This window comes from Flavobacterium sp. CFS9, assembly GCF_041154745.1.
Classification (GTDB): domain Bacteria; phylum Bacteroidota; class Bacteroidia; order Flavobacteriales; family Flavobacteriaceae; genus Flavobacterium.
This window is the reverse complement of sequence record NZ_AP031573.1, coordinates 3,924,249-3,945,454: the sequence shown is the minus strand read 5'-3', so window position 1 is coordinate 3,945,454 and position 21,206 is coordinate 3,924,249. Positions and strand designations below refer to the sequence as shown.

Sequence of the window (21,206 nt, the reverse complement as noted above, 5' to 3'; positions counted from 1 at the left end):
TAAAAAAATAATCTCAATCTTACAGACTTAATAAAAACTTTGAGAGGTTTTCATCCTGTGTAAGCCCTAGTTTCTTTCTTAAACGATATCTGTGCAATTCTACCCCCCTAAAAGAGATATTCATCATAGGTGCAATTTCCTTAGAAGAAAGATTCATTTTAAGATAAACACACAGTTTTATATCCTTAGGAGTTAAGTTTGGAAACTTTTTAGAAAGGTTAATGATAAATTCATTGTGAATCTGATTCAGATTGGTCTCAAAAATCTCCCATTCGTGTTTGTTGACCTCATTGATCTTAATTGCCTTTTTGATTTCGCTTTTCAGTTTATTGAAGTCTTTTTCAGAATTCAGAATGTTCTGAATGTTATCGATCATTTCACTTTGCTTGGCAATTGACAATGATTTCCCTGCAACTTCTGAAGATTTTGTTTGCAGTTCGAGTTCCAGAATGTGTTTTTCATATTCCTGAACATTCAATTCATTCTCCGCTTTCAATTCCATTTCCAGAATTTCACGCTGATGTTTTAACTCTTCGGCCTGCAATTTCAGTTTTTGCATATAGCGCAGTTTGTTCCATTTATAATAGAAAAACAAAACCGCTCCCACTACAAGCAAATACAATAAAATCATCCAGAATGAAAAATACCAGGGCTCTGCCACTTTAAAATCAAAATCTGTTACCTCCTCGTAACTCGCTCCATCGTGTTTGTAAACCACTATGGAATGAGAGCCACTGCTTAAATTGTTCAATACGATCAGTCCGTCAGAAATGGGTAAAAAATCGCTGTTTTTATTGATTTTGTAAAACAAATTAGGCTTACTTGCCCCGTAAATTCCTGAAATTACATTTATCCTTATCTCAGTGTTGTATTTGATTTTATCATCATTGGATATAAGATTTCCATCATTAAAGGCTTCTATCTTGACATTAGAATTTTGTTTGTTTTCATAAGTCAGCTGAAGCGAAATAAAACCATCGTCCAGATTGAGTAAATAGTGATTCTGAGTTTTAAAAATCCTCAAATTATCATTGATCAGGGTACCTTTATAATATTTCTCCTGAATGATGTTCCAAATAAATTTATTCCCTTTTGCATAAATGTGATACAAAATTCCATTCTGAAGTACGACAAAATGATCTTCATCAATGGAAACCACATCGCTTATGTTCTTAAAATTAGAATTAAACAACTCGTTTTCTTCAAGACTTCCACTAATCGAATTATAGGTGTACCAAACATTATTGATCAGGAAAAGAATTTCATTTCTAAATTCAAAAATCTTGACCCCAAAATCATTCTTAATTTTACTCTGCTGTGTAATATTTTCAACTTTCTTAGTCTTATAGTTGTCATCGTACAATACACGATACAATCCACGATAATTATCGGCAGCCCAGATTTCGTTTTTCTGGTTCTGAGCAACATATTTTATAGGTTTTGAAAGATCATTAATGACTTTGTTCTCAGTAGGTACTGAAATATCATTATAAGCCACAACACCGCTGTAAGTCGATTGAAAATAAGTATTGTTGATACTGCTTTTAGTCAGGTTCCATCCTCCGCTTCTGTTATTAATTTTAACCAATGAACCATTTTCGTAGCAAAAAGTTCCATCATTATGACCTATAATGTACTTGGTACCAATTTTAGTAATATTCCAGGCTTGCCCTTGTGTATTGGGCAGCATATTAAACTTACCGGAAACAAATTCAAAAACTCCGTGATTTGAAGCAATCAGATATCCTTTATCGATAGCTGCAACAGAATAAACAGATCCCAGAAGTCCTGAATTATCATAAAAGAAAGAAATTGGAGAGTTGATTTCGACATGCGTAATACCATTATCCAGACCAAGCCACAAATCGTTCTCTTTATCGAAACCGATGCTTAGTACCGAATTATTCATTAAGACATTATTCCGATTGATGTTTTTATAAGTATCGGTTTGAAAATCGTAGATAAAAACCCCTCTGTTCCCGGTTCCTACTACCAGTTTGTCTCCCTTGATGAATTTAGCAACATTAATAGTTGCCGATTTTAAAACTTCATTCAATGGATTGTTCCAAGGCCTTAAACCTCCTTTTTCTACAATAAAAATTCCTTTCTTCTGTGTAAAAATAAATGTCTCATTCTTGTACTTTTCGATGGCATGAACCACAGTCTTTTTTAAAACATTCCAACCTTTTGGATTGGCAATTTTCGAACCGTCCATGCGGAACAGTCCTTTTTCAACCGAAGCAACGTACACATTATTATCGACTACGAAACAATAGGATATTAGAAATGGAAATTTGATTTTCTGAATGTGTTTTCCATCATAAATAAAAACATCATTAAAGGACTGGAAATAAACAGAACCTTTAAACTTAAAGATTTTCCAAATCTCTTCATTGTCCTTTTCGTCAAACAAACGCAGTTTTTTGGTAATGGAAACATAATGCATCTTTCCCTCTTTTCGGTACCAGTAACCAAATTCTTTATACGAACCGGAATAAATCTTGTCACCTTCGATCATGATCGAACGGATGATCGTTTTATTGGGTAATGTGTACTTTTCCCAAATTACGCCGTCGTATCGTAATAAATAGTGATTATTGGCAAAATACATGGCGTCATCATTGCCCTGAACCACATTCCATATTTGATTGTCACCCTGATAATCAGATTTATTATAATTTTCTACAAATGGAAGTAATTCTTGTGCCTGGATTTGAAAAGCAATGAAAAAGAAGAATATAAATTTAGGAAGTATCGATTTCAAAATATTCGGTTTTATCTTCAAAGATACTGACAAATATTGAATCTGATGGCATAAAAAAAGCTTCTCAACAGAGAAGCTTTCCATATAATAGTAAGTCTATTCTAGCTTTGAAGCAGCTGATAAACCTGATGCGCAATTTCATATTCTTCATCTGTTGGCACCACCAAAATTTTTGCTTTTGAATTTGGTACGTTAATCTCTCTGATTTCTTTAGAACGAATTTGATTCTTTTCCTGATCCAGTTCAATTCCAAAATAATCCATATCGGTACAAACCAAATTACGTATATAAGAGGAGTTCTCCCCGATTCCGGCAGTAAAAACTATAGCATCCAGACCGTTTAAAGCTGCTGCGTACGAACCGATCGTTTTTTTGATTCGGTAGGCGTTCATTTGCAGCGCCAATATACAGTCTTTGTTTCCTTTTTCGGCTTCTGCTTCAATATCGCGCAAATCGCTGTAACCTGTAAGTCCAAGCATCCCGCTTTGTTTCAATAAAATCGAGTTTACCTCATCTGCCGAATACCCCAAATTCTTAACCATATAAAAAATAACCGACTGATCAATATCTCCTGAACGTGTTCCCATGATCAAACCGTTTGAAGGGGAAAATCCCATGGTATGATCGATACTTTTCCCGTCTTTAACAGCAGTCATACTACAGCCATTTCCAAGGTGAATGGTGATTATTTTAGAGTTCTTTTCTAAATAGTCAATTGCTTTTGCAGAAACGTATTTATGACTGGTTCCGTGAAAACCGTAAACACGCACTTTATGCTCTGTTAAAAGATAATTTGGAATGGCATATTTATAAGCCACCTCAGGCATTGTTTGGTGGAATGCAGTATCAAAAACTGCAATTTGTTCTGCATCGCTAAAGATTTCTTCTGCTACATTAATTCCCTCTAAATTAGCAGGATTGTGCAACGGTGCCAGTTCAAAAAGCTCTTTTATTTTTAATTTCACCGCTTCATCAATTTTCACTGTATCGCTGAAGGCACTTCCTCCATGTACCACACGATGACCCACCGCGGCAATTTCTGAAGTCGATTTAATCACTCCTTTATCAGCATCTAAAAGCATATTAGCCACTTTTTGCAGACCAACCTTATGATTTGCAATCGGTAATGTTTCTTCGATGGTATTTGACGGAGTTTTAAAAATTACATTTGAAGTTTCCAATCCAATTCTGTCAATCATACCGGTACAAATGACCTCATTTGTAGGCATAACCATTAATTGATATTTGATTGAAGAGCTTCCTGAGTTTATGATAAGTATTTTCATTTTTTTTTTAAGTTTCTAAGGGACTAAGTCTCTAAGTTGCTGAGTATTTTTATTGTTTTTCTTGTTTCAGGTTTCAAGTTGTACAACCTAAGACTTAAAACGATTATTTTTTTACGCTGATAAAACGGATTCGCTATCGCAAAGACACGGATAAAACGGATTTTTGAGCACTTAATCCATAAAAAATCAATAATTTATAATTAACAATTCATAATTGACTAAAGTCCTTGCGCCTGAATAGCAGTAATTACTACTGTATTAATGATATCGTCTACGGTACAGCCACGGCTTAAATCGTTTACCGGTTTGTTTAATCCTTGTAACATTGGACCAATAGCCAAAGCTCCGGTTTCGCGCTGAACTGCTTTATAGGTGTTGTTCCCTGTGTTTAAATCCGGGAAAATAAGTACACTCGCCTGCCCTGCTACTTCAGAGTCCGGCATTTTACTTTTTCCAACAGCACGGTCCACGGCGGCATCGTATTGAATTGGTCCTTCAATTTTTAAATCAGGACGTTTTTGTTTTACAATTTCGGTTGCGGTTCTTACTTTATCTACTTCATCTCCTTTTCCGGAAGAACCTGATGAATAAGAAAGCATGGCAATTTTAGGTTCAATTCCGAAAGCTGAACTTGATTCTGCCGACGAAATGGCAATTTCTGCCAATTGTTCTGCTGTTGGATTTGGATTGATGGCACAGTCGCCAAAAACAGAAACTCTGTCTTCTAAGCACATAAAAAATACAGACGAAACTACTGAGGAATTCGGCTTGGTTTTAATGAATTGTAAAGCGGGCAAAATAGTATGCTGTGTAGTATGAGCAGCACCTGAAACCATTCCGTCAGCATGCCCTTTATACACCATCATCGTTCCAAAATACGAAACGTCTTCCATTAAATCTCTTGCAGTAGTAATACTGATATTTTTGGCTTTACGAAGTTCATAATAAGTGTTGGCATAATCTTCATAAAGTTCTGACTCTATAGGATTAATGACTTTGATTTTAGAAAAATCCAAAGTAATTCCCAATTCATTAACCTTAGCTTCAATTTGTTTTTTATCGCCAATAATCGTAATATCCACCACATCCATAGCTAATAATCTCGAAGCGGCAATGATAATCCTCTCGTCGTTTCCTTCCGGTAAAACAATATGTTTTCGGTGTTGTCTGGCTCTCTTCACCATATTGTACTGAAACATTTTTGGCGTCATTCCTTCTGCTTCAAATGTGATTAATCGTTCAGACAAATCATCTATAGCAACATACTTTTCGAAAGTACTGATCGAGGTTTCTATTTTATGGGTATTGTTGGCATAAATTTCTGATCTGATCGATCCAATTTTGTTTGTGATGCCGTAAGTTCCGCCATCAACTGCGATAATAGGTACGATAGAGGAAAGTCCTTCGATAAGCTTTAGAATACTTTCTTCAGGAACGATATTTCCGGTTAGAATAATTCCGGATATTGTTGGATAATTCGCCGATTCATTAGCTTGTAAAGCTCCTAGAATGATATCCGAACGGTCTCCGGGAGTAATCACCAGTGCATTATCATGCAAATGAACCAGATAATTGTGTAATTGCATTGCTCCAACACTAAAATGTCCAATTTCATTGTTCAGATAAGCGCCTCCAAACAATACTTTGGCATCAAGCTGATTGACTATTTCCTGCATCGTTGGATTGTTCAGACTTGAAATCAATGGAATAGTATTGACTAAGACGTTGGCCGGCAAACTTTTTTGCAATCCTTGTGTCACCAATTCTATATTTTCAGGCTGTACTTTATTGGCAATAACCGATAAAACCTCAACTTCTTTCACTTTAAAGGAATCGTAAACCAAATACAAACTGTCTACTAATTCTTCTAAAGTTTTGCCTACTCCCGATCCTATAATAATAGTAGGAATCCCAAGATTTTTAGCGATCAAAACATTCAAATCGAGTTCGATTGAAGTTCCTTCTCCTGTAAAGCTTGTTCCTTCTACCAGAACAAAATCAAAACGTTCTTCAAGCTTCTTGTATTTCTCGATAATCAAATCGAGAACTTCTCCTATTTTTCCTTTATTTTTTTTCTTAATTAATTTGCTTTTGGTGATCGCAAAGGCATCTTCGAACTTAATATCCAGATTAAAATGTGATAGTACTGTTTCAATATGATTGTCTAACTCGCCATCTACAAAATCTTCCACGATAGGCCTGAAATAACCTACTTTAGCCGTTTTACCAATCAAAATACTCATCAAACCAAGTGTCACAATTGATTTTCCGCTGTTCTGATCGCTCGTAGCTATATATATTGCTTTACTCATAATTTATGTATTACTCAACAAATGTCGTATTTAATCTATTTTTTAACGATAAATAAACGTTAAAACCAACGCCTTTTTTTAAAATAAATGATTAAGGCTATGACCAATAAAAACATGCTGGCCATGACAATGAAATAGCCGTTTTTCTCTTTCAGTTCGGGCATATATTCGAAATTCATTCCATATACCCCAACAATAAAAGTGAGCGGAATAAATATGGCTGAAATGATGGTCAGGGTTTTCATAATCTCATTCATTTTTCGGCTCTGTTCCGAAAAATAAAAATTGGAAGCGCTTTCCAAAGAACTCATATCAGATTCAATCTGCTCTAGAAGTTCTAAACTTTTCTGATGCAGTCTAATGAAAAAATTAAAGGTTTCTTTCTGAATAAGTCCATTATTTTCGTCGTCATCTTTTATCGTTTTCAGATAATAAAGTGAATCACGAAGCGGGGTGATGGAACGTTTTAAAAAATTAAAATTATCGCGATGGTTTTCAATTTTTTCCAAAATAATCGGATCTGCTCCTTTTTTGGTTAAATCTATAAGTTCTTCAATATTATCTTCTTCATCTTCGATCGTAATGTAGAAGTTTTCCATTACGGCATCCAGCAATAAATAAAGCAGATAATCGACCTTTTTGCTTCTTACAATTCCGGCATGGGTACGCAAACGCTCGCGTATGTGTGTAAAGAAGTCACTTCTTTTTTCCTGGAAAGAAATTAGTATTCCGTCTTTTAAAATAAAACTAAGCTGTTCTACTTTAAGACCGTCTGAGTATTCTGAAGGCAGCAACGATTTTATATTGAAAAACAGGATATCTTTTTGCTCCTCCAGTTTGGTTCTTTTGGTCGTATTTAAAATATCAGCCAATAAGAAATCATCTACTTTAAAATGATCCCCGATTGTTTTAATAAGACCAATATCATTTAATCCGTGAATATTCAGCCAATTATTTTTAGTATAATCAAAACATGAATTTATGGCCAAAACCGTAAATTTTTCATATTCAATAACATCAGCATCATTGTAAACAAAAAGCTGCATTTCTGTTTCGTGACTTCTATGTGTGCCCGTGTACTCCAGACTTGTATGCTGTAACTTTCTGCCTTTCTTGTATTTTATCTTTCTCATTCAAAAATGATTTACAAAGTAATATTACAAAAAAGTTTCCGATTAGGAAATGACAATTGTCATTTTGATGGGGTTATTGCTACTTAAATTGTAGTCTTTTTACTACTTTTACTAATTAAAACCCGACAGGTTTCAAAAACCTGTCGGGTTTAGATAACGCAAACAATTGACAAATAACTACTAAGCATGCAAATTACAGAACCTTTAGAATTTGGAAAATACTATCATATTTATAACCGTGCTATTAATAGCGAAAATCTTTTTAAAGAAAATAGAAATCACGCTTACTTTCTGGTTCTTTATAACAAACATATTGATCCTATTGCCGAAACATTTGCCTGGTGTTTACTGAAAAATCATTTTCATTTATTGGTTAGAATTAAAACTTTTGAAGAAATTCTCCATACTCACGAAGATTACGAAATTAAAAGAATTATAGCTCCTCATCAATCATTTGGGAACTTGTTCAATGCCTATACAAAAGCAATCAATAAAGGATACAACAGACACGGAGCATTATTTCAAAGGCCTTTTAAACGTAAACTTATTGATCATGATATTTATCTGCAATCTGTTGTAAAATACATTCATTACAATCCTGTAAATCACGGTTTTTGCCACCATCCAATAGAATATCCCTGGAGTTCCTATCAAACCTGCATCTCTGAAAAACCTACAAAGGTGAAGCGAGAAAAAGTGATTTCATTTTTTCAGGATATTGAAGAACTAAAGAACTCACATTTGAATAATGAAAATTTTAATTCTCTTGAAGACTTCCTTAATTCATAATAAAAATTAAACCCGACAGGTTTTAAAAACCTGTCGGGTTTGTATGTACAAAAAAACCGAGTCATTTCTAACCCGGTTTTTTCAAAACAAATTACTCTACTTATGGTTGTGTTATGACAGTATAAGACAAGTTTGTAAAAGTTCCGTTTTTCACTTCAAAAACTTCAGGAGTATTAACCTTAGTCTGCAGCGAACCTACTTTTTTAGACGTAAAGCTAAAAGTTCCGGATACCGTTTTATTAGCAGGATCCATCGAAGTTATGGTTAGCTTTCCGCTCTGAACAAAATGTTCTGTAAAAGTACTTCCGTCAATTAAATAAGTATTTATGAATAAAGCATCCATATTGTTCTCATCTTCTGCATCTTCATCAAAGTTATAAGCTTTTATTGGCATAGCATCAGCAGTTGTCAGTTCGCTTACACAGGCTAGCGATAACATTTGAGCATTGTCCTGAATATTAATATCAAAACGTTGCTGTTTTTCGCTTTTTACTTTGATTAATGTTACACTGTTAATTTTGGTTGCATTCCATGTTGTACCATTTATGGTAGCCGAAACAGAGTTACCATTATCCTTCTTATCATTTTCATCACTGCTGCAAGCTGTTAACAAGACCGATAACGACAATAATCCAATGCTTAAAATTTTCTTCATGTGAGAGTTAATTTAAATTATTTTTTTTCAAAATAAAGACTAAAAACCCTAATAAACTTACGTAAAACCACATTCGCAACAAATAATTTCAAAATTCATTGGCATAAAAAAACCGAGTCATTTCTGACTCGGTTTTCTATCTTAATACTTTGTACTAATTTCTTAGTATTAAAGAATTATTTTACTTCTTCGAATTCAACATCTTCAACGTTGTCTCCTTGAGACTGCTCTTGTTGTGGAGCTGCCTGTTGTCCTTCACCACCTTGAGCGTACATTGCTTCTGTAGCTGTTTTCCAAGCTGCGTTTACATTGTCTAATCCTTTTTGGATTGCGTCAAGATCTTGAGACTGGTGAGCCATTCTCAATTCAGTTAAAGCATATTCGATAGCTGTTTTTTGATCGTCTGTCAATTTATCTCCTAACTCTTTCAATTGAGATTCAGTTTGGAAGATAGTACTGTCAGCTTCGTTCAATTTCTCAGCTCTTTCTTTTGCAATTCTGTCAGCATCAGCGTTAGCTTCAGCGTCTTTTTTCATTTTTTCGATTTCTTCAGCTGTTAAACCAGAAGAAGCTTCGATACGGATATCGTGAGATTTTCCAGTTCCTTTGTCAGTTGCAGAAACTTTGATGATACCATTAGCATCGATATCGAAAGTTACTTCGATTTGAGGAACTCCTCTTGGTGCTGGTGGAATACCATCTAAGTGGAAACGACCGATAGTTTTGTTATCAGCAGCCATAGCTCTTTCTCCTTGTAATACGTGGATTTCAACAGATGGTTGAGAATCAGCAGCAGTAGAGAATACTTGAGATTTTTTAGTTGGAATAGTTGTGTTAGACTCGATTAATTTAGTCAATACACCACCCATAGTTTCGATACCTAAAGAAAGAGGAGTTACGTCAAGTAACAATACATCTTTTACATCTCCAGATAAAACTCCACCTTGAATAGCTGCTCCAATAGCAACAACCTCATCAGGGTTAACACCTTTAGAAGCTTTTTTACCGAAGAATTTCTCTACTTCGTCAGCAATTCTTGGCATACGAGTAGAACCTCCAACAAGGATTACTTCGTCGATATCAGATGTAGATAAACCTGCATCTTTTAATGCTTTAGCAACTGGCTCCATAGAACGTTTTACTAAAGAATCAGATAATTGCTCAAATTTAGCTCTTGATAATTTTTTCACTAAGTGTTTTGGTCCTGAAGCAGTAGCCGTTACGTATGGTAAGTTGATTTCAGTTTCAGCAGAAGATGATAATTCGATCTTAGCTTTCTCTGCAGCTTCTTTCAAACGCTGTAATGACATTGGATCTAAACGTAAATCAATTCCTTCTTCAGATTTGAATTCGTCAGCTAACCAGTCAATAATAACCTGATCAAAATCATCTCCACCTAAGTGAGTATCACCATTTGTAGACAATACTTCGAAAACTCCGTCTCCTAATTCAAGAACAGAGATATCAAAAGTACCTCCACCTAAATCATAAACAGCAATTTTTTGATCTGTTCCTTTTTTATCTAATCCGTAAGCAAGTGCAGCAGCAGTTGGCTCGTTGATGATACGCATTACTTTAAGACCAGCGATTTCACCAGCTTCTTTTGTAGCCTGACGCTGAGCATCGTTAAAGTAAGCAGGAACTGTAATAACTGCCTCAGAAACTGTTTGACCTAAATAGTCTTCAGCAGTTTTTTTCATTTTTTGAAGTGTCATTGCAGACAACTCCTGAGAAGTGTATAAACGACCGTCAATATCCACACGTGGAGTATTGTTGTCACCTTTTACAACACTGTAAGGAACTCTTTTTGCCTCTTCTGTAATTTCAGCAAAAGTGTGTCCCATAAAACGTTTAATAGAAGCAATCGTTTTTGTAGGATTCGTTACTGCTTGTCTTTTTGCAGGATCACCTACTTTAATTTCTCCACCTTCAACAAAAGCGATGATAGATGGTGTAGTTCTTTTTCCTTCTGCGTTAGGGATAACAACTGCTTCGTTACCTTCCATTACAGAAACACAAGAGTTCGTCGTACCTAAGTCAATTCCGATTATTTTACCCATTTTTTATATATTTAATTTTTGATATACATTTTATAACTCAGGTGGCATAAGTCAATCTTTGTGCCAATATAAAAAACCAAAGTAAATTGTCAGTTTTACTATTGGCAAGACAATAATCATCTGACAACATGACATTTTTAATACCTGACATACGTGGCATATCAGTATTTTACATGTCATTATTATCGCGTTTTTAATCCAAAACACCCTTAATAAAAACAACATGACGGTGTCTTTTTATTAAAACCTCAAAAAGGAAAAATATTCAAAAATATTAATTCATTTCATTTTTTAATAGAAAACACATTATATTTGAAATTGGAAACAAACACCATATAATACTTGCACTGAGGTAGCTTTGACTGCAAAATTTAACCGTTACATTTATCTAACCTTTAAAAATAAACTTAGCTTCTGTATTTCAATTTTTCACCCCAATAAGAAGTTCTAAAACATTGCAAACAATTTTAAAAAATAATGGCAAAGAAAAGAAAAACGCTTCCAAAAAATTTTGACGAATTGATTGAAAAGAAAGACATTGAAGCTCTAAAAAAAGTATTCGACACTTGTGAATTAGACGCAAGAGGCGGTTACGGAAAAACAACAGCATTGAGCTTTTGGGGAATCCCAAATGAGCTTGTATACTGGTTAGTACAAAAAGGCGCACCTCTCGAAGCTATTGACACTTATGACCGTACTGCACTGCACCAGCACGCTTCGATACGTAGTGGAGATATAGCCCCTTTTTTAGAATTAGGTGCCAATATCAATGTACTCGATTATAATGACAATACACCATTACACTTTGCAGCAGGCAGCGGTTTTAATGTAGCCGCAGTTAAAAAGCTGATTGAATACGGAGCAGATATTAATGCTTTAAACAGAGACAAGCAAACGCCATTAGTATATGCATTAAAACGAGCCAATAATATCAACCTCATTAATTTGGCAGAAATATCAAAAATACTTCTGAAATCCCCGAATGAAATAACACAAGAGATGAAAGACGCTGTTACCCGACGAGGGGAAGATTTTGAATTTCATCGGGAGAATTTCAATAAAGATTCTTTGAATGACACAGATTTTGCATTAAATGAGCTTTATACTATTTTTGATGTTCCGCCAGTAAAAAAACGAATTCTGCATGACGGTATAGCACCAATTTTTGTAAATGGTGATACATGGCAAAAACAATACGAAGAACTTTGGGAGCTATTGGTCCCATCAAAAGGCAGTGCAAAAACGATTCAGGGTGAAGTGGTTCGCATTTCAGGAAAAGTGAGAGACGAAATCTACCGCAATGGCGGCGGAAACTGGAATGCTGATTTTAAAAAGATGTTAGATGCACTTTTTATCCACCTATCTTCAAACCATTGTCTGTCTGATAAAGAACTTGAAGAAGCCAATTCAATTATAAAAGATATTCGCAAAAATGGAGACGCAGAGTCTGATGAACTTATTTTTTTATGCGAACTGGCAACTAAATGGGTTCTGGCTAATACAACACCCATTTTACTTGATACACCCAATTATAAAATATAAGTAAATTAAAAAACAAACCGATGATCGAAATTGATAAAATTGCCTTAATAAAAGTCGAAAATGGCCAAATTTTAAGTACAAAATCAAAAGGAAAAAACAAATATTATATTCCGGGCGGAAAAAGAGAAGCTAACGAAACTGACCAACAAACTTTAATCCGTGAGATTCAGGAAGAACTAAGCGTTGAAATCCTACCGGAATCTATCGAATATGTAGGGACTTTCAAAGCACAGTCTGACGGACATGCAGATGGAATTACTGTAAAAATGACCTGCTACAAGGCTGATTACACGGGAACACCTACGGAAAGTAATGAAATAGCCGAAATTAAATGGTTAAATTATAAAGATCTGGACATCATTTCAGAGGTTGATAAGATTATCTTCACGCATCTGAAAGAAAACGGATGGATCAATTAAACAAAAATTAAAGATGGACGAAGAGAATAAAAAACATTGGGAAACGGTTTATCAAACCAAAAATCCGGATCAGGTAAGCTGGACACAGGAGATTCCAAAAACCTCACTTGACTTTATTTCTTCATTTGCTCTATCAAAAGATGCTAAAATTATTGACATTGGCGGTGGTGACAGTAACCTTGTAGATCATTTACTCGATTTAGGATTTGAACATATTACTGTTTTGGACATTTCAGCAAAAGCACTTGAAAGAGCACAAAATCGTCTGGGTGACAAAGCTCAGAAAGTAAACTGGGTGATTAGCGATATCACCGAATTTGAACCGGATACTACTTATGACATTTGGCACGACAGAGCCACGTTTCATTTCCTGACAACGACAGAACAAATTTCTAAATACATGCAGATTGTACAAAAATGGGTTAACGGCTATATCTCAATCGGGACATTCTCGGAAAATGGACCAACAAAATGCAGCGGACTTGAAATCAAACAATATTCGGAACAAACACTAACAGATGAACTGCAAAAAAGCGGCTTCGAAAAAATCTGCTGTTTAACAGAAGATCATACAACGCCTTTTGACACGAAACAGAATTTTTTGTTTTGCAGTTTCAGAAAACAATAGCGGGACCACTCTTTTACCGATAAAACTTTATCTTACCTAAAACTATAATTCACTACATTTGATCGTACTGAATTATAGTTTTATATTTATCCGGTCATGAATCTATTCTTAATCAGCTTTATTTCTGGTGCCGGTTTTTTGCTTGGCTTTCTGCTTTTTTTTCATCCTTTACAGCAAAATATAAAGGCTAATTGCTGGCTGGGTGTTTTTGCATCACTTATTGGCTGCACTTTCCTGAATATCTATGTTTCTAAAACAGGAATCATTGTTTCTGACAGTTTCGCATCTAAAATCCTGAACAGTTTACCCTTTTTAATGCCTTCCAGCTTATTTATGAGTGTTCTTTACTTTGTGAATCCAATAAAGCAATTCACAAAGGAAGATGGACTGCATTTTGTCCCTTTTCTTCTATACAGCTGTGTCGAAAATGGATTCCATATCAGTCAAAATAGTCTTTCTGAGTTTCCCTTGTTTCCTATAACCAATGATGTTTCATTTCTGGTACGGGATATTTTGCCATTTCTGCTGCTGTTTTATCTGACGAAATCATACGTCTTACTTTTAAAACATCAGGAAAATCTAAAGCAAATCTCTTCTTCTGTTGACGAAATCAATCTAGATTGGCTGATTCAATTTCTGTACCTCATGCTTGTAATTGTAATCGTCTGGATAAATGATGCCTTTTTTGAACTGCCTTTACTCACGGAAGCGACTAATTTACTCTATGCCGGACTACTTTTTTTTCTGGCTTACTTTTCAATCCGGCAAAAAAACATTTTTACTTTTAAAGAAAAAGAGATTCAGGAAATTTCAGAACTAATTAGTCCTGAACATCATAAATCAGAACCAAAACCAAAAAGAATAAATGACGACCAGACAGCAGCTTTATCCATCCGTCTTATGTCTTTGGTCGAAAAAGATAAAATCTTTCTGGATAACGAGCTAACACTTCCAATCGTCGCCGAAAAATTAAACATCAGTATTCACGATGCTTCTTTCCTTATCAATGAAACAACGGGGGATAATTTTTACAATTTTATCAATAAACACAGGGTTGAAGAGGCTAAAAAGTTATTAGTCTCTGAACAGGCAAACCAATTGAATATGCTTGGAATTGCTTTTGCTTCGGGCTTTAATTCTAAAACCACTTTTAATACTGCTTTCAAGAAACAAACCGGAGTCTCTCCTTCTTCTTATGTCAAAAGCCAAAAACTCTAAACCGCCATTTTATACCATCACCAAATTTAACTTATTCAGCAATAATTTTGTTTGAATGGATAAACCCGAACACTTCATACAAACATTTTCATAGCTTTATACTTTTATTAAAATCAGTTAGTTATGACAAAAAAAACATCAAAAAACAGGTTTCGGTTCATTTTATTGATAAATACATTAGCCGTAAATCTCTGCGTGTTTAGCCAGAGTCCCAAAGAACAACTGGCTATTGCTAATGCAGCAAAACTGGTTTCGAAAAACTTTTACGAAGAAGTTCCTTTTACCGACAAACAGGGGTACATTATTATTCCGGTAACAATAAATACTCATACTTACGACTATATTTTTGATACCGGAGGATTCAATACCGTGACGTCCGAAATTATGAAAAATGCCAATCTATTACCTCTGATGGAAGTAGAAGCCGGAAGTTCTAATAAAATAAAATCCAAAATAAAACTTTCGAAAGTACCATCACTACAAATTGGTCAAACCTCCTTTGAGGATGTTGGTGTTTTTAACTTTGACTTTTCGGTATCACCAGTTATCAATTGTTACACCAATGGCGGACTCATCGGAAAAAGTGTGATTCGTGAAGCAGTCTGGCAGATTGATCCCCAAAAATCGGTCATAAAAATCTCGGATGATCTTTCAAAAATTTCCATTCCTGATAAAAGTGAAAAAATAAAAATACGTCTTGATAAAACACTAAACCCTTTTCTGACTCTTATTATTAATGGGAAAAAAGAAGATTTCATGTTAGACTTTGGTTATGGAGGCCTGATTTCACTAACCGAAAAAACTGCCTCTAACCTAAAAATGAATAATCCTCTAACCATAGAAGGCGAAGGCGATATCAGTGCCAATGGTACAGTGAAAGAAAAAACTTTTGCTGCAAAATTAGAACAATTGTCTATTGGAAAAACGGAACTAAAAAATCAGATAGCCTACTACTCTGCATCAAACAACTACAATTTATTAGGTTCTGAACTTCTAAAGTATTTTATTGTGACACTCAATTTTAAAGACAATGAACTGATCTTGTCTCCTTACAACGACACTAAAGCTGATTTTGAAACTTTTGGCTTCAATATCAACCTTAATAATGACAAAATATACATCAGTAAAATTTTTACCGGACTGAATGCTCAAAAGGCAGGTTTATTAGTTAATGATGAAATAATCAGGATCAACGGAAAACAAGGAAGTGGAATTTCTAATTGTGAAAACTATTTTCAATACAATAATATCCTTAAGACTGAAAAAGAGATTACCATACAGATTAAACGTGGCGAAGAACAAAAGGAATTTCACTTACTAAAAAATACTCCTTTCAATTAAAACGGGATCAAACATATTGAAAAAAAATCGGTACGACTGGATAAGTCCGAACATTGATGAGCATTAACAATCATAGATTCGCAGCTTAAAATCAATGATATGCGACAAAAAATTTCAAAAATCAGTTTAGTACTGATTCTGCTATTAACCCACACAAACTTTACAAATGCCTGTACCATTTTTATGGCTAATGACTCAAAACATGTCTGGATTGGCAATAACGAAGACGAATCGGTCAATATGAAATACCGTTTTTGGTATTTTAAAAAATCCAAAAAGAATTATGGATACATGAGCTGGTCTGAGTTGCATCCCACTTATGAATCTATCATGTATCAATACCCACAGGGCGGTTTAAATGAATACGGTCTTTTTATGGATTATACTGCAATTGATGAAATCCCGGTAATCCGGAATTTCCAAAAAACAGACAGGGAAAAAGAAGTAATCAACGATATTTTACGGACCTGCAAAACAGTAGACGAAGCATTACGATACATCAATGGTTTCAATTTAATCAAACTATCGGCTGCCCAATTGTTTATTGGAGATGCAACAGGTGATTATGCAACGGTACATGGCAATTATATCGTAAGAAAAACAACTCCCTGCTTTGCCCTCACCAATTACAGCATTAACAACAATCACACCCAACATTGCTGGCGTCGGGAAACTGCCTACCATTATCTTCAAAAAGAAAAAAAATTCGATTTAACCGACATCACACAAATCCTCTCCAAAACAGCCCAAAAACCTCAACCCGGTGATGATATTGCAACCAACTATTCGATGGCTATTGATCTGAAAAAGCAAAAGATTTATCTGTATCTGAAAAGGGATTATACCAGGAAAATAGTTATTTCACTTTCAAAACAGCTGAAAAAGAATATGTTCTTCGAAGATTTAGGCAATCAACTGAAATAATCATTTGGCATTAATACTAGCTCTATATTTAGTAAATTGCAGTACTAAAAGTTCAGTACATCAATAACAATCGTAAAATATGGAAACTAAAAAAGCATATATCGCAGGAGGCTGCTTCTGGGGAATGGAAGAACTGTTCAGAACCCGTCCGGGAATATTAAATACTGAAGTAGGTTATATTGGCGGGCAAAATGAAAAACCAACTTACAGGAATCATCCGGGTCATGCCGAAGGAATAGAACTAACCTATGATCCTGAGGTAACTAATTTCAGAGAGATTCTGGATTACTTTTACCGCATTCACAATCCTACTACGATAGACCGTCAGGGCAATGATTTGGGGCCCAGTTATCGCTCTGCTATTTTTTATCAAAACGAAGAAGAAAAAGCCATGGCCAAAGAAGTAATCCATCTTGTAGATGCTTCAAAAAAATGGGGAGAAACTGCCGTCACCACTTTAGAGCCTTATACTACTTTTTGGGCCGCTGAACCGGAACACCAGGACTATCTGCAAAAACACCCAAATGGTTATACCTGCCACTTTGAAAGATTTGAAGAAACTTTCTTAACCTAAGTATAAAACATCTTATCTCCAATAAAGAAGATCACAAAAATTTCAAAACTTTATTGGAGATAGTATTGGATCAAAATAAACGGGAATTATTAAGATAGTAATCAAATGAATACAATAGGTTTTGGAGGAGGCTGTCATTGGTGCACTGAAGCAGTTTTTGATTTTTTTGAGGGAGTAACCAATGTGCAACAGGGATGGATAAAATCTGAAGCACCTGACGATACTTTTTCCGAAGCTGTTCTTGTTGATTTTGATTCCCGTATTATCCCGTTAGAAGTTCTCATTGAGGCACATTTGATTACGCATTCCAGTACTTCCAATCACAGCATGAGAGAAAAATACCGATCTGCAATTTACTTTTTCGATGCTAATGACGCCGGTCTAATTTCGGAAATACTCCAAAAACTGGATCATAAATTAAACAGAAAACACATCACCAGAATTTTACCTTTTGCTGCCTTTAAAAGCAACGAGGAACAATTTCTACACTATTACGAAACCCGAAAAGAAGCTCCCTTCTGCCAGACAAATATTGTTCCTAAACTGAAAAAATTACAAGAGGAGTTTGAAAAACATAAAAAAAGCAGTTAAAAATAAAGTAAAATATTCTTCCGTTTTCCAAAAGAGATATAAATATTCGTAATTTCGGTTTTTCATTAAAATTACAATTACAAAATGGCTTCATTTATTAAAGAAATCTCTTTTCGCTGGTCAGATCTTGACCCAAATTTTCACGTTCGTCACAGTGCTTATTACGATTTTGGCGCACAGCATCGTATTGAAATCCTTGAAGAACTGGGTTTAACTTTAAGAGTAATGCAAACGCAGGGTTTTGGACCTGTTTTGTTTAGAGAAGAATGTATTTTCAGAAAAGAACTAAAACTTTCCGACAAAATATTTATTCACACCAAAACCTCAAAAATGAAAGCCGATGCGTCACGCTGGTCAATCATTCACGAATTCAGAAGAGAAGACGATACGCTTTGTGCCGTTATTACGGTTGACGGAGCCTGGATGGATACTAAACTTCGTAAATTAGCTTCTCCAACACCGGAAATTGCTATCGAAGCCTTAAGCATCTTCCCGAAAAGTGATGATTTTGTTGGACTTTAAAGCAAAATCCAATCTGATATAAATTACAAAAATCCAAAAAGCACATTCTAACAAAAGTCGTTTTTTGGATTTTTTTTCAAACTTAAAACCTATGATCGATTACTTAAAAGACTTTAGAATAGGGATTTTCATTGCCATTATAGCCTTTGTCACTATAATTCTAGGTGCGGTGACCGATAAGGTGCTTCGTTATTTTTTGTATCGCAAACAGGCCGATAAAGAATATGATGCTACCGGCTTTAAGTTTCTGAAACACCTGATCATTACTGTAATTTATATTTTAGGATTCGCCTTTGCGTTAATTCAAATTCCCGAATTTAGAATAATAGGTCACTCCGTTCTGGCAGGAGCCGGAGTAATCTCAATTGTTGCCGGTCTGGCTTCTCAACAGGCCTTAAGTAATATTGTAAGCGGAATCTTCCTGGTTATTTTTAAACCCTTTCGCATCAACGATAAAATTACCATCAACAATTTTGTGGGTACTGTAGAAGACATCAATCTAAGACAAGTGGTCCTCAAGGATGCCGAAAACAACCGAATCATCATTCCAAATTCTGTGATCAGCGGCCAGATCATTGTCAACACCAACATGCACGATACCAAATGCTGCAAAATCATCGAAATCGGCATTGGTTACCAGTCTGATATTGAAAAGGCCTTAGAAATCATACAGGACGAAATTGCCAGACATCCGTTTTTTATCGACACCCGAACTGCCGAAAGCAAAAAACAAAACACCCCTTTGGTTGTCGCTCGTGTAGTAGCATTGGCAGACTCAAGTGTAACCTTAAAAGCATGGGCATGGGCAAAAAACTCTACTGATGGTTTTGTGCTCTATTGTGATTTACTGCAAAGCATTAAAAAACGTTTTGACGAAAATAATATTGATATTCCTTATCCACAGCAAGTAGTTACACTTAAAAAAGAACAGTAACAAATATTTTAAACCCTTCCATTTATAACATTTTCTTATAACTTTAAGATTTTAATTTTTGAATTTAAAATCGTTAACTTTAATTTTATAAAGTGTATAAATAAAGTAATCACAACAATCTAAAACTAAAATATGTTTACAATAGAACAAATCAAAGAAGCACATGCGAAAGTACAAACCGGTGCTGATTTCCCTAATTATATTCAGGACTTAATCATTTTAGGCGTAAAAGGCTATGATACTTTTGTGCATGACGGACATGTGGAATACTACGGAGTAAACAATTATCATGTAACGGCCGACGAAAAATACGACGAGATAAAAGTAGAATCAGTTGCGAATAAAGAACGCTTTATCGAATTTTTAGTGATGCATCAGGACGGTCAGACCGATTACCTTACTTTTTGCCGTCACGCCGCCCATTGTGGAATAGCCAAATGGAGAGTTGATATTATAGAAATGACCTGTACTTATTTTGACAAAGGCGAAAATGAAATTCTGATCGAAAAAATTCCAAGTTAACTTTTATAGTAATCGAGAACGCTTAATTAAGACCGGTGATGCTCCTATTATTCTCTGAAAATAGGTTTACAACCCGTAAATTTTAAAGTATTTTTAAACGAACAAAAAGATAATCCTCTACAAAGATGGCAGCTGCACTTTCCTCAATCATAAACACTGAAGAACTTTTACAACTTTCTAATTCGTCTGAAATTATTCTCATTGACGCCAGAGCCGGAATAAATGCAGAAGAAAATTATCGTAAGGAACATCTTAAAAGAGCACGTTATATTGATTTAAACAAGGACATGGCAACCATAGCAACCGATCCTTCAAACGGCGGAAGGCATCCCTTACCGTCCATAGAGAAATTCTCTGAGGTACTTTCTAAAGCAGGAATTTCACCAGAAAGTCATGTCGTAATTTACGACGACAAAAACGGATCAAACGCAGCAGCCCGCTTTTGGTGGATGCTTCGGGCTGTAGGTCATGAAAAAGTTCAGGTTTTAAATGGCGGTCTACAGGAAGCGGTAAAAGCAGGTTTTCCTGTAAATTCTGAAATCGAAACTTTTAAAACGACTGACAGATATCCTGTTTCAAAATGGACGCTAAAAACTGCTGACATCGAAGAAGTTGAAAAAGCTCGAAATAATGACGAAAACATCGTAATTGATGTAAGAGACAAAAATCGATATGACGGTTTAACAGAACCTCTGGATTTGATTGCAGGGCACATTCCGGGCGCCATTAATGTTCCGTTTAGCGAAAATTTAGATTCTAACGGATTGTATCACTCTTCTGAAATTTTAAAAGAAAAATACACCCAAATCATCGGCGATAAAAAAACGGAAAACATAATTGTTCATTGCGGTTCAGGAGTTACAGCCTGTCATACTTTACTGGCTATAGATTATGCCGGAATAGAAATTCCAAAACTATATGTAGGTTCCTGGAGCGAATGGTCGCGTAACGATCGTGAAATGGCTACTAAACCGAAAGAATAATTACTTCTA

Annotated in this window: 19 protein-coding genes; 13 read left to right on the top strand and 6 right to left on the bottom strand. The window is 35.1% G+C overall.

The window, feature by feature from the left end:
• Positions 1–19: 19 nt before the first annotated feature.
• The 4 genes from ACAM30_RS16625 to corA all read right to left on the bottom strand — a co-directional run bounded on the left by ACAM30_RS16625 (position 20) and on the right by corA (position 7,495).
• On the bottom strand, positions 20–2,764 hold the full coding sequence (locus ACAM30_RS16625; protein WP_369615698.1) for a histidine kinase: 2,745 nt from the start codon (positions 2,762–2,764) through the stop codon (positions 20–22).
• Positions 2,765–2,865: 101 nt separating this feature from the next.
• Positions 2,866–4,050 (bottom strand): acetate/propionate family kinase, encoded by a 1,185-nt coding sequence (locus ACAM30_RS16620; RefSeq protein ID WP_369615697.1) that lies wholly within the window; start codon positions 4,048–4,050, stop codon positions 2,866–2,868.
• Positions 4,051–4,268: 218 nt separating this feature from the next.
• A complete protein-coding gene (pta, locus tag ACAM30_RS16615) occupies positions 4,269–6,362 on the bottom strand; it encodes a phosphate acetyltransferase (RefSeq protein ID WP_369615696.1) in 2,094 nt (697 codons plus the stop codon).
• Between the two features lie 59 nt (positions 6,363–6,421).
• Positions 6,422–7,495: a magnesium/cobalt transporter CorA gene (gene corA, locus ACAM30_RS16610; protein WP_369615695.1), complete on the bottom strand. Its 1,074-nt coding sequence runs from the start codon at positions 7,493–7,495 to the stop codon at positions 6,422–6,424.
• 186 nt (positions 7,496–7,681) lie between these two features.
• Here corA and ACAM30_RS16605 point away from each other — a divergent pair, with 186 nt between their 5' ends.
• On the top strand, positions 7,682–8,284 hold the full coding sequence (locus ACAM30_RS16605) for a transposase (protein WP_369615694.1): 603 nt from the start codon (positions 7,682–7,684) through the stop codon (positions 8,282–8,284).
• 100 nt (positions 8,285–8,384) lie between these two features.
• On the opposite strand, the gene ACAM30_RS16600 is transcribed toward ACAM30_RS16605, so the two are convergent.
• Positions 8,385–8,939, bottom strand: coding sequence for a hypothetical protein (locus ACAM30_RS16600; RefSeq protein ID WP_369615693.1), 555 nt, complete (start codon positions 8,937–8,939; stop codon positions 8,385–8,387).
• Positions 8,940–9,115: 176 nt separating this feature from the next.
• Positions 9,116–10,999 carry a molecular chaperone DnaK gene (gene dnaK, locus ACAM30_RS16595; RefSeq protein WP_369615692.1) on the bottom strand — a complete coding sequence of 628 codons (1,884 nt, stop codon included), beginning with the start codon at positions 10,997–10,999 and terminating at the stop codon, positions 9,116–9,118.
• Positions 11,000–11,476: 477 nt separating this feature from the next.
• Here dnaK and ACAM30_RS16590 point away from each other — a divergent pair, with 477 nt between their 5' ends.
• The 12 genes from ACAM30_RS16590 to ACAM30_RS16535 all read left to right on the top strand — a co-directional run bounded on the left by ACAM30_RS16590 (position 11,477) and on the right by ACAM30_RS16535 (position 21,197).
• A complete protein-coding gene (locus tag ACAM30_RS16590; protein ID WP_369615691.1) occupies positions 11,477–12,541 on the top strand; it encodes an ankyrin repeat domain-containing protein in 1,065 nt (354 codons plus the stop codon).
• A gap of 20 nt (positions 12,542–12,561) precedes the next feature.
• Positions 12,562–12,960 carry an NUDIX domain-containing protein gene (locus ACAM30_RS16585; protein WP_369615690.1) on the top strand — a complete coding sequence of 133 codons (399 nt, stop codon included), beginning with the start codon at positions 12,562–12,564 and terminating at the stop codon, positions 12,958–12,960.
• A 13-nt stretch (positions 12,961–12,973) separates the two neighbouring features.
• Complete coding sequence (locus ACAM30_RS16580; protein ID WP_369615689.1) at positions 12,974–13,588, top strand: trans-aconitate 2-methyltransferase; 615 nt, start codon at positions 12,974–12,976, stop codon at positions 13,586–13,588.
• Positions 13,589–13,684: 96 nt separating this feature from the next.
• Entirely contained in the window at positions 13,685–14,806 is a 1,122-nt protein-coding gene (locus ACAM30_RS16575) for a helix-turn-helix domain-containing protein (protein ID WP_369615688.1), read from the top strand.
• Positions 14,807–14,929: 123 nt separating this feature from the next.
• Entirely contained in the window at positions 14,930–16,147 is a 1,218-nt protein-coding gene (locus ACAM30_RS16570) for a PDZ domain-containing protein (RefSeq protein ID WP_369615687.1), read from the top strand.
• A gap of 99 nt (positions 16,148–16,246) precedes the next feature.
• Entirely contained in the window at positions 16,247–17,071 is an 825-nt protein-coding gene (locus tag ACAM30_RS16565; RefSeq protein ID WP_369615686.1) for a hypothetical protein, read from the top strand.
• Positions 17,072–17,150: 79 nt separating this feature from the next.
• Entirely contained in the window at positions 17,151–17,645 is a 495-nt protein-coding gene (gene msrA, locus ACAM30_RS16560) for a peptide-methionine (S)-S-oxide reductase MsrA (RefSeq protein WP_369615685.1), read from the top strand.
• 105 nt (positions 17,646–17,750) lie between these two features.
• Positions 17,751–18,236 carry a peptide-methionine (S)-S-oxide reductase gene (locus ACAM30_RS16555; protein WP_369615684.1) on the top strand — a complete coding sequence of 162 codons (486 nt, stop codon included), beginning with the start codon at positions 17,751–17,753 and terminating at the stop codon, positions 18,234–18,236.
• Between the two features lie 84 nt (positions 18,237–18,320).
• Positions 18,321–18,758, top strand: coding sequence for a thioesterase family protein (locus tag ACAM30_RS16550; RefSeq protein WP_017496553.1), 438 nt, complete (start codon positions 18,321–18,323; stop codon positions 18,756–18,758).
• A gap of 91 nt (positions 18,759–18,849) precedes the next feature.
• On the top strand, positions 18,850–19,692 hold the full coding sequence (locus tag ACAM30_RS16545; RefSeq protein WP_369615683.1) for a mechanosensitive ion channel family protein: 843 nt from the start codon (positions 18,850–18,852) through the stop codon (positions 19,690–19,692).
• Positions 19,693–19,824: 132 nt separating this feature from the next.
• Positions 19,825–20,214 (top strand): DUF1398 domain-containing protein, encoded by a 390-nt coding sequence (locus ACAM30_RS16540; protein ID WP_369615682.1) that lies wholly within the window; start codon positions 19,825–19,827, stop codon positions 20,212–20,214.
• Positions 20,215–20,339: 125 nt separating this feature from the next.
• The gene (locus tag ACAM30_RS16535; protein WP_369615681.1) at positions 20,340–21,197 is read left to right on the top strand and encodes a sulfurtransferase; all 858 of its coding nucleotides are present in this window, start codon (positions 20,340–20,342) and stop codon (positions 21,195–21,197) included.
• Positions 21,198–21,206 lie beyond the last annotated feature (9 nt).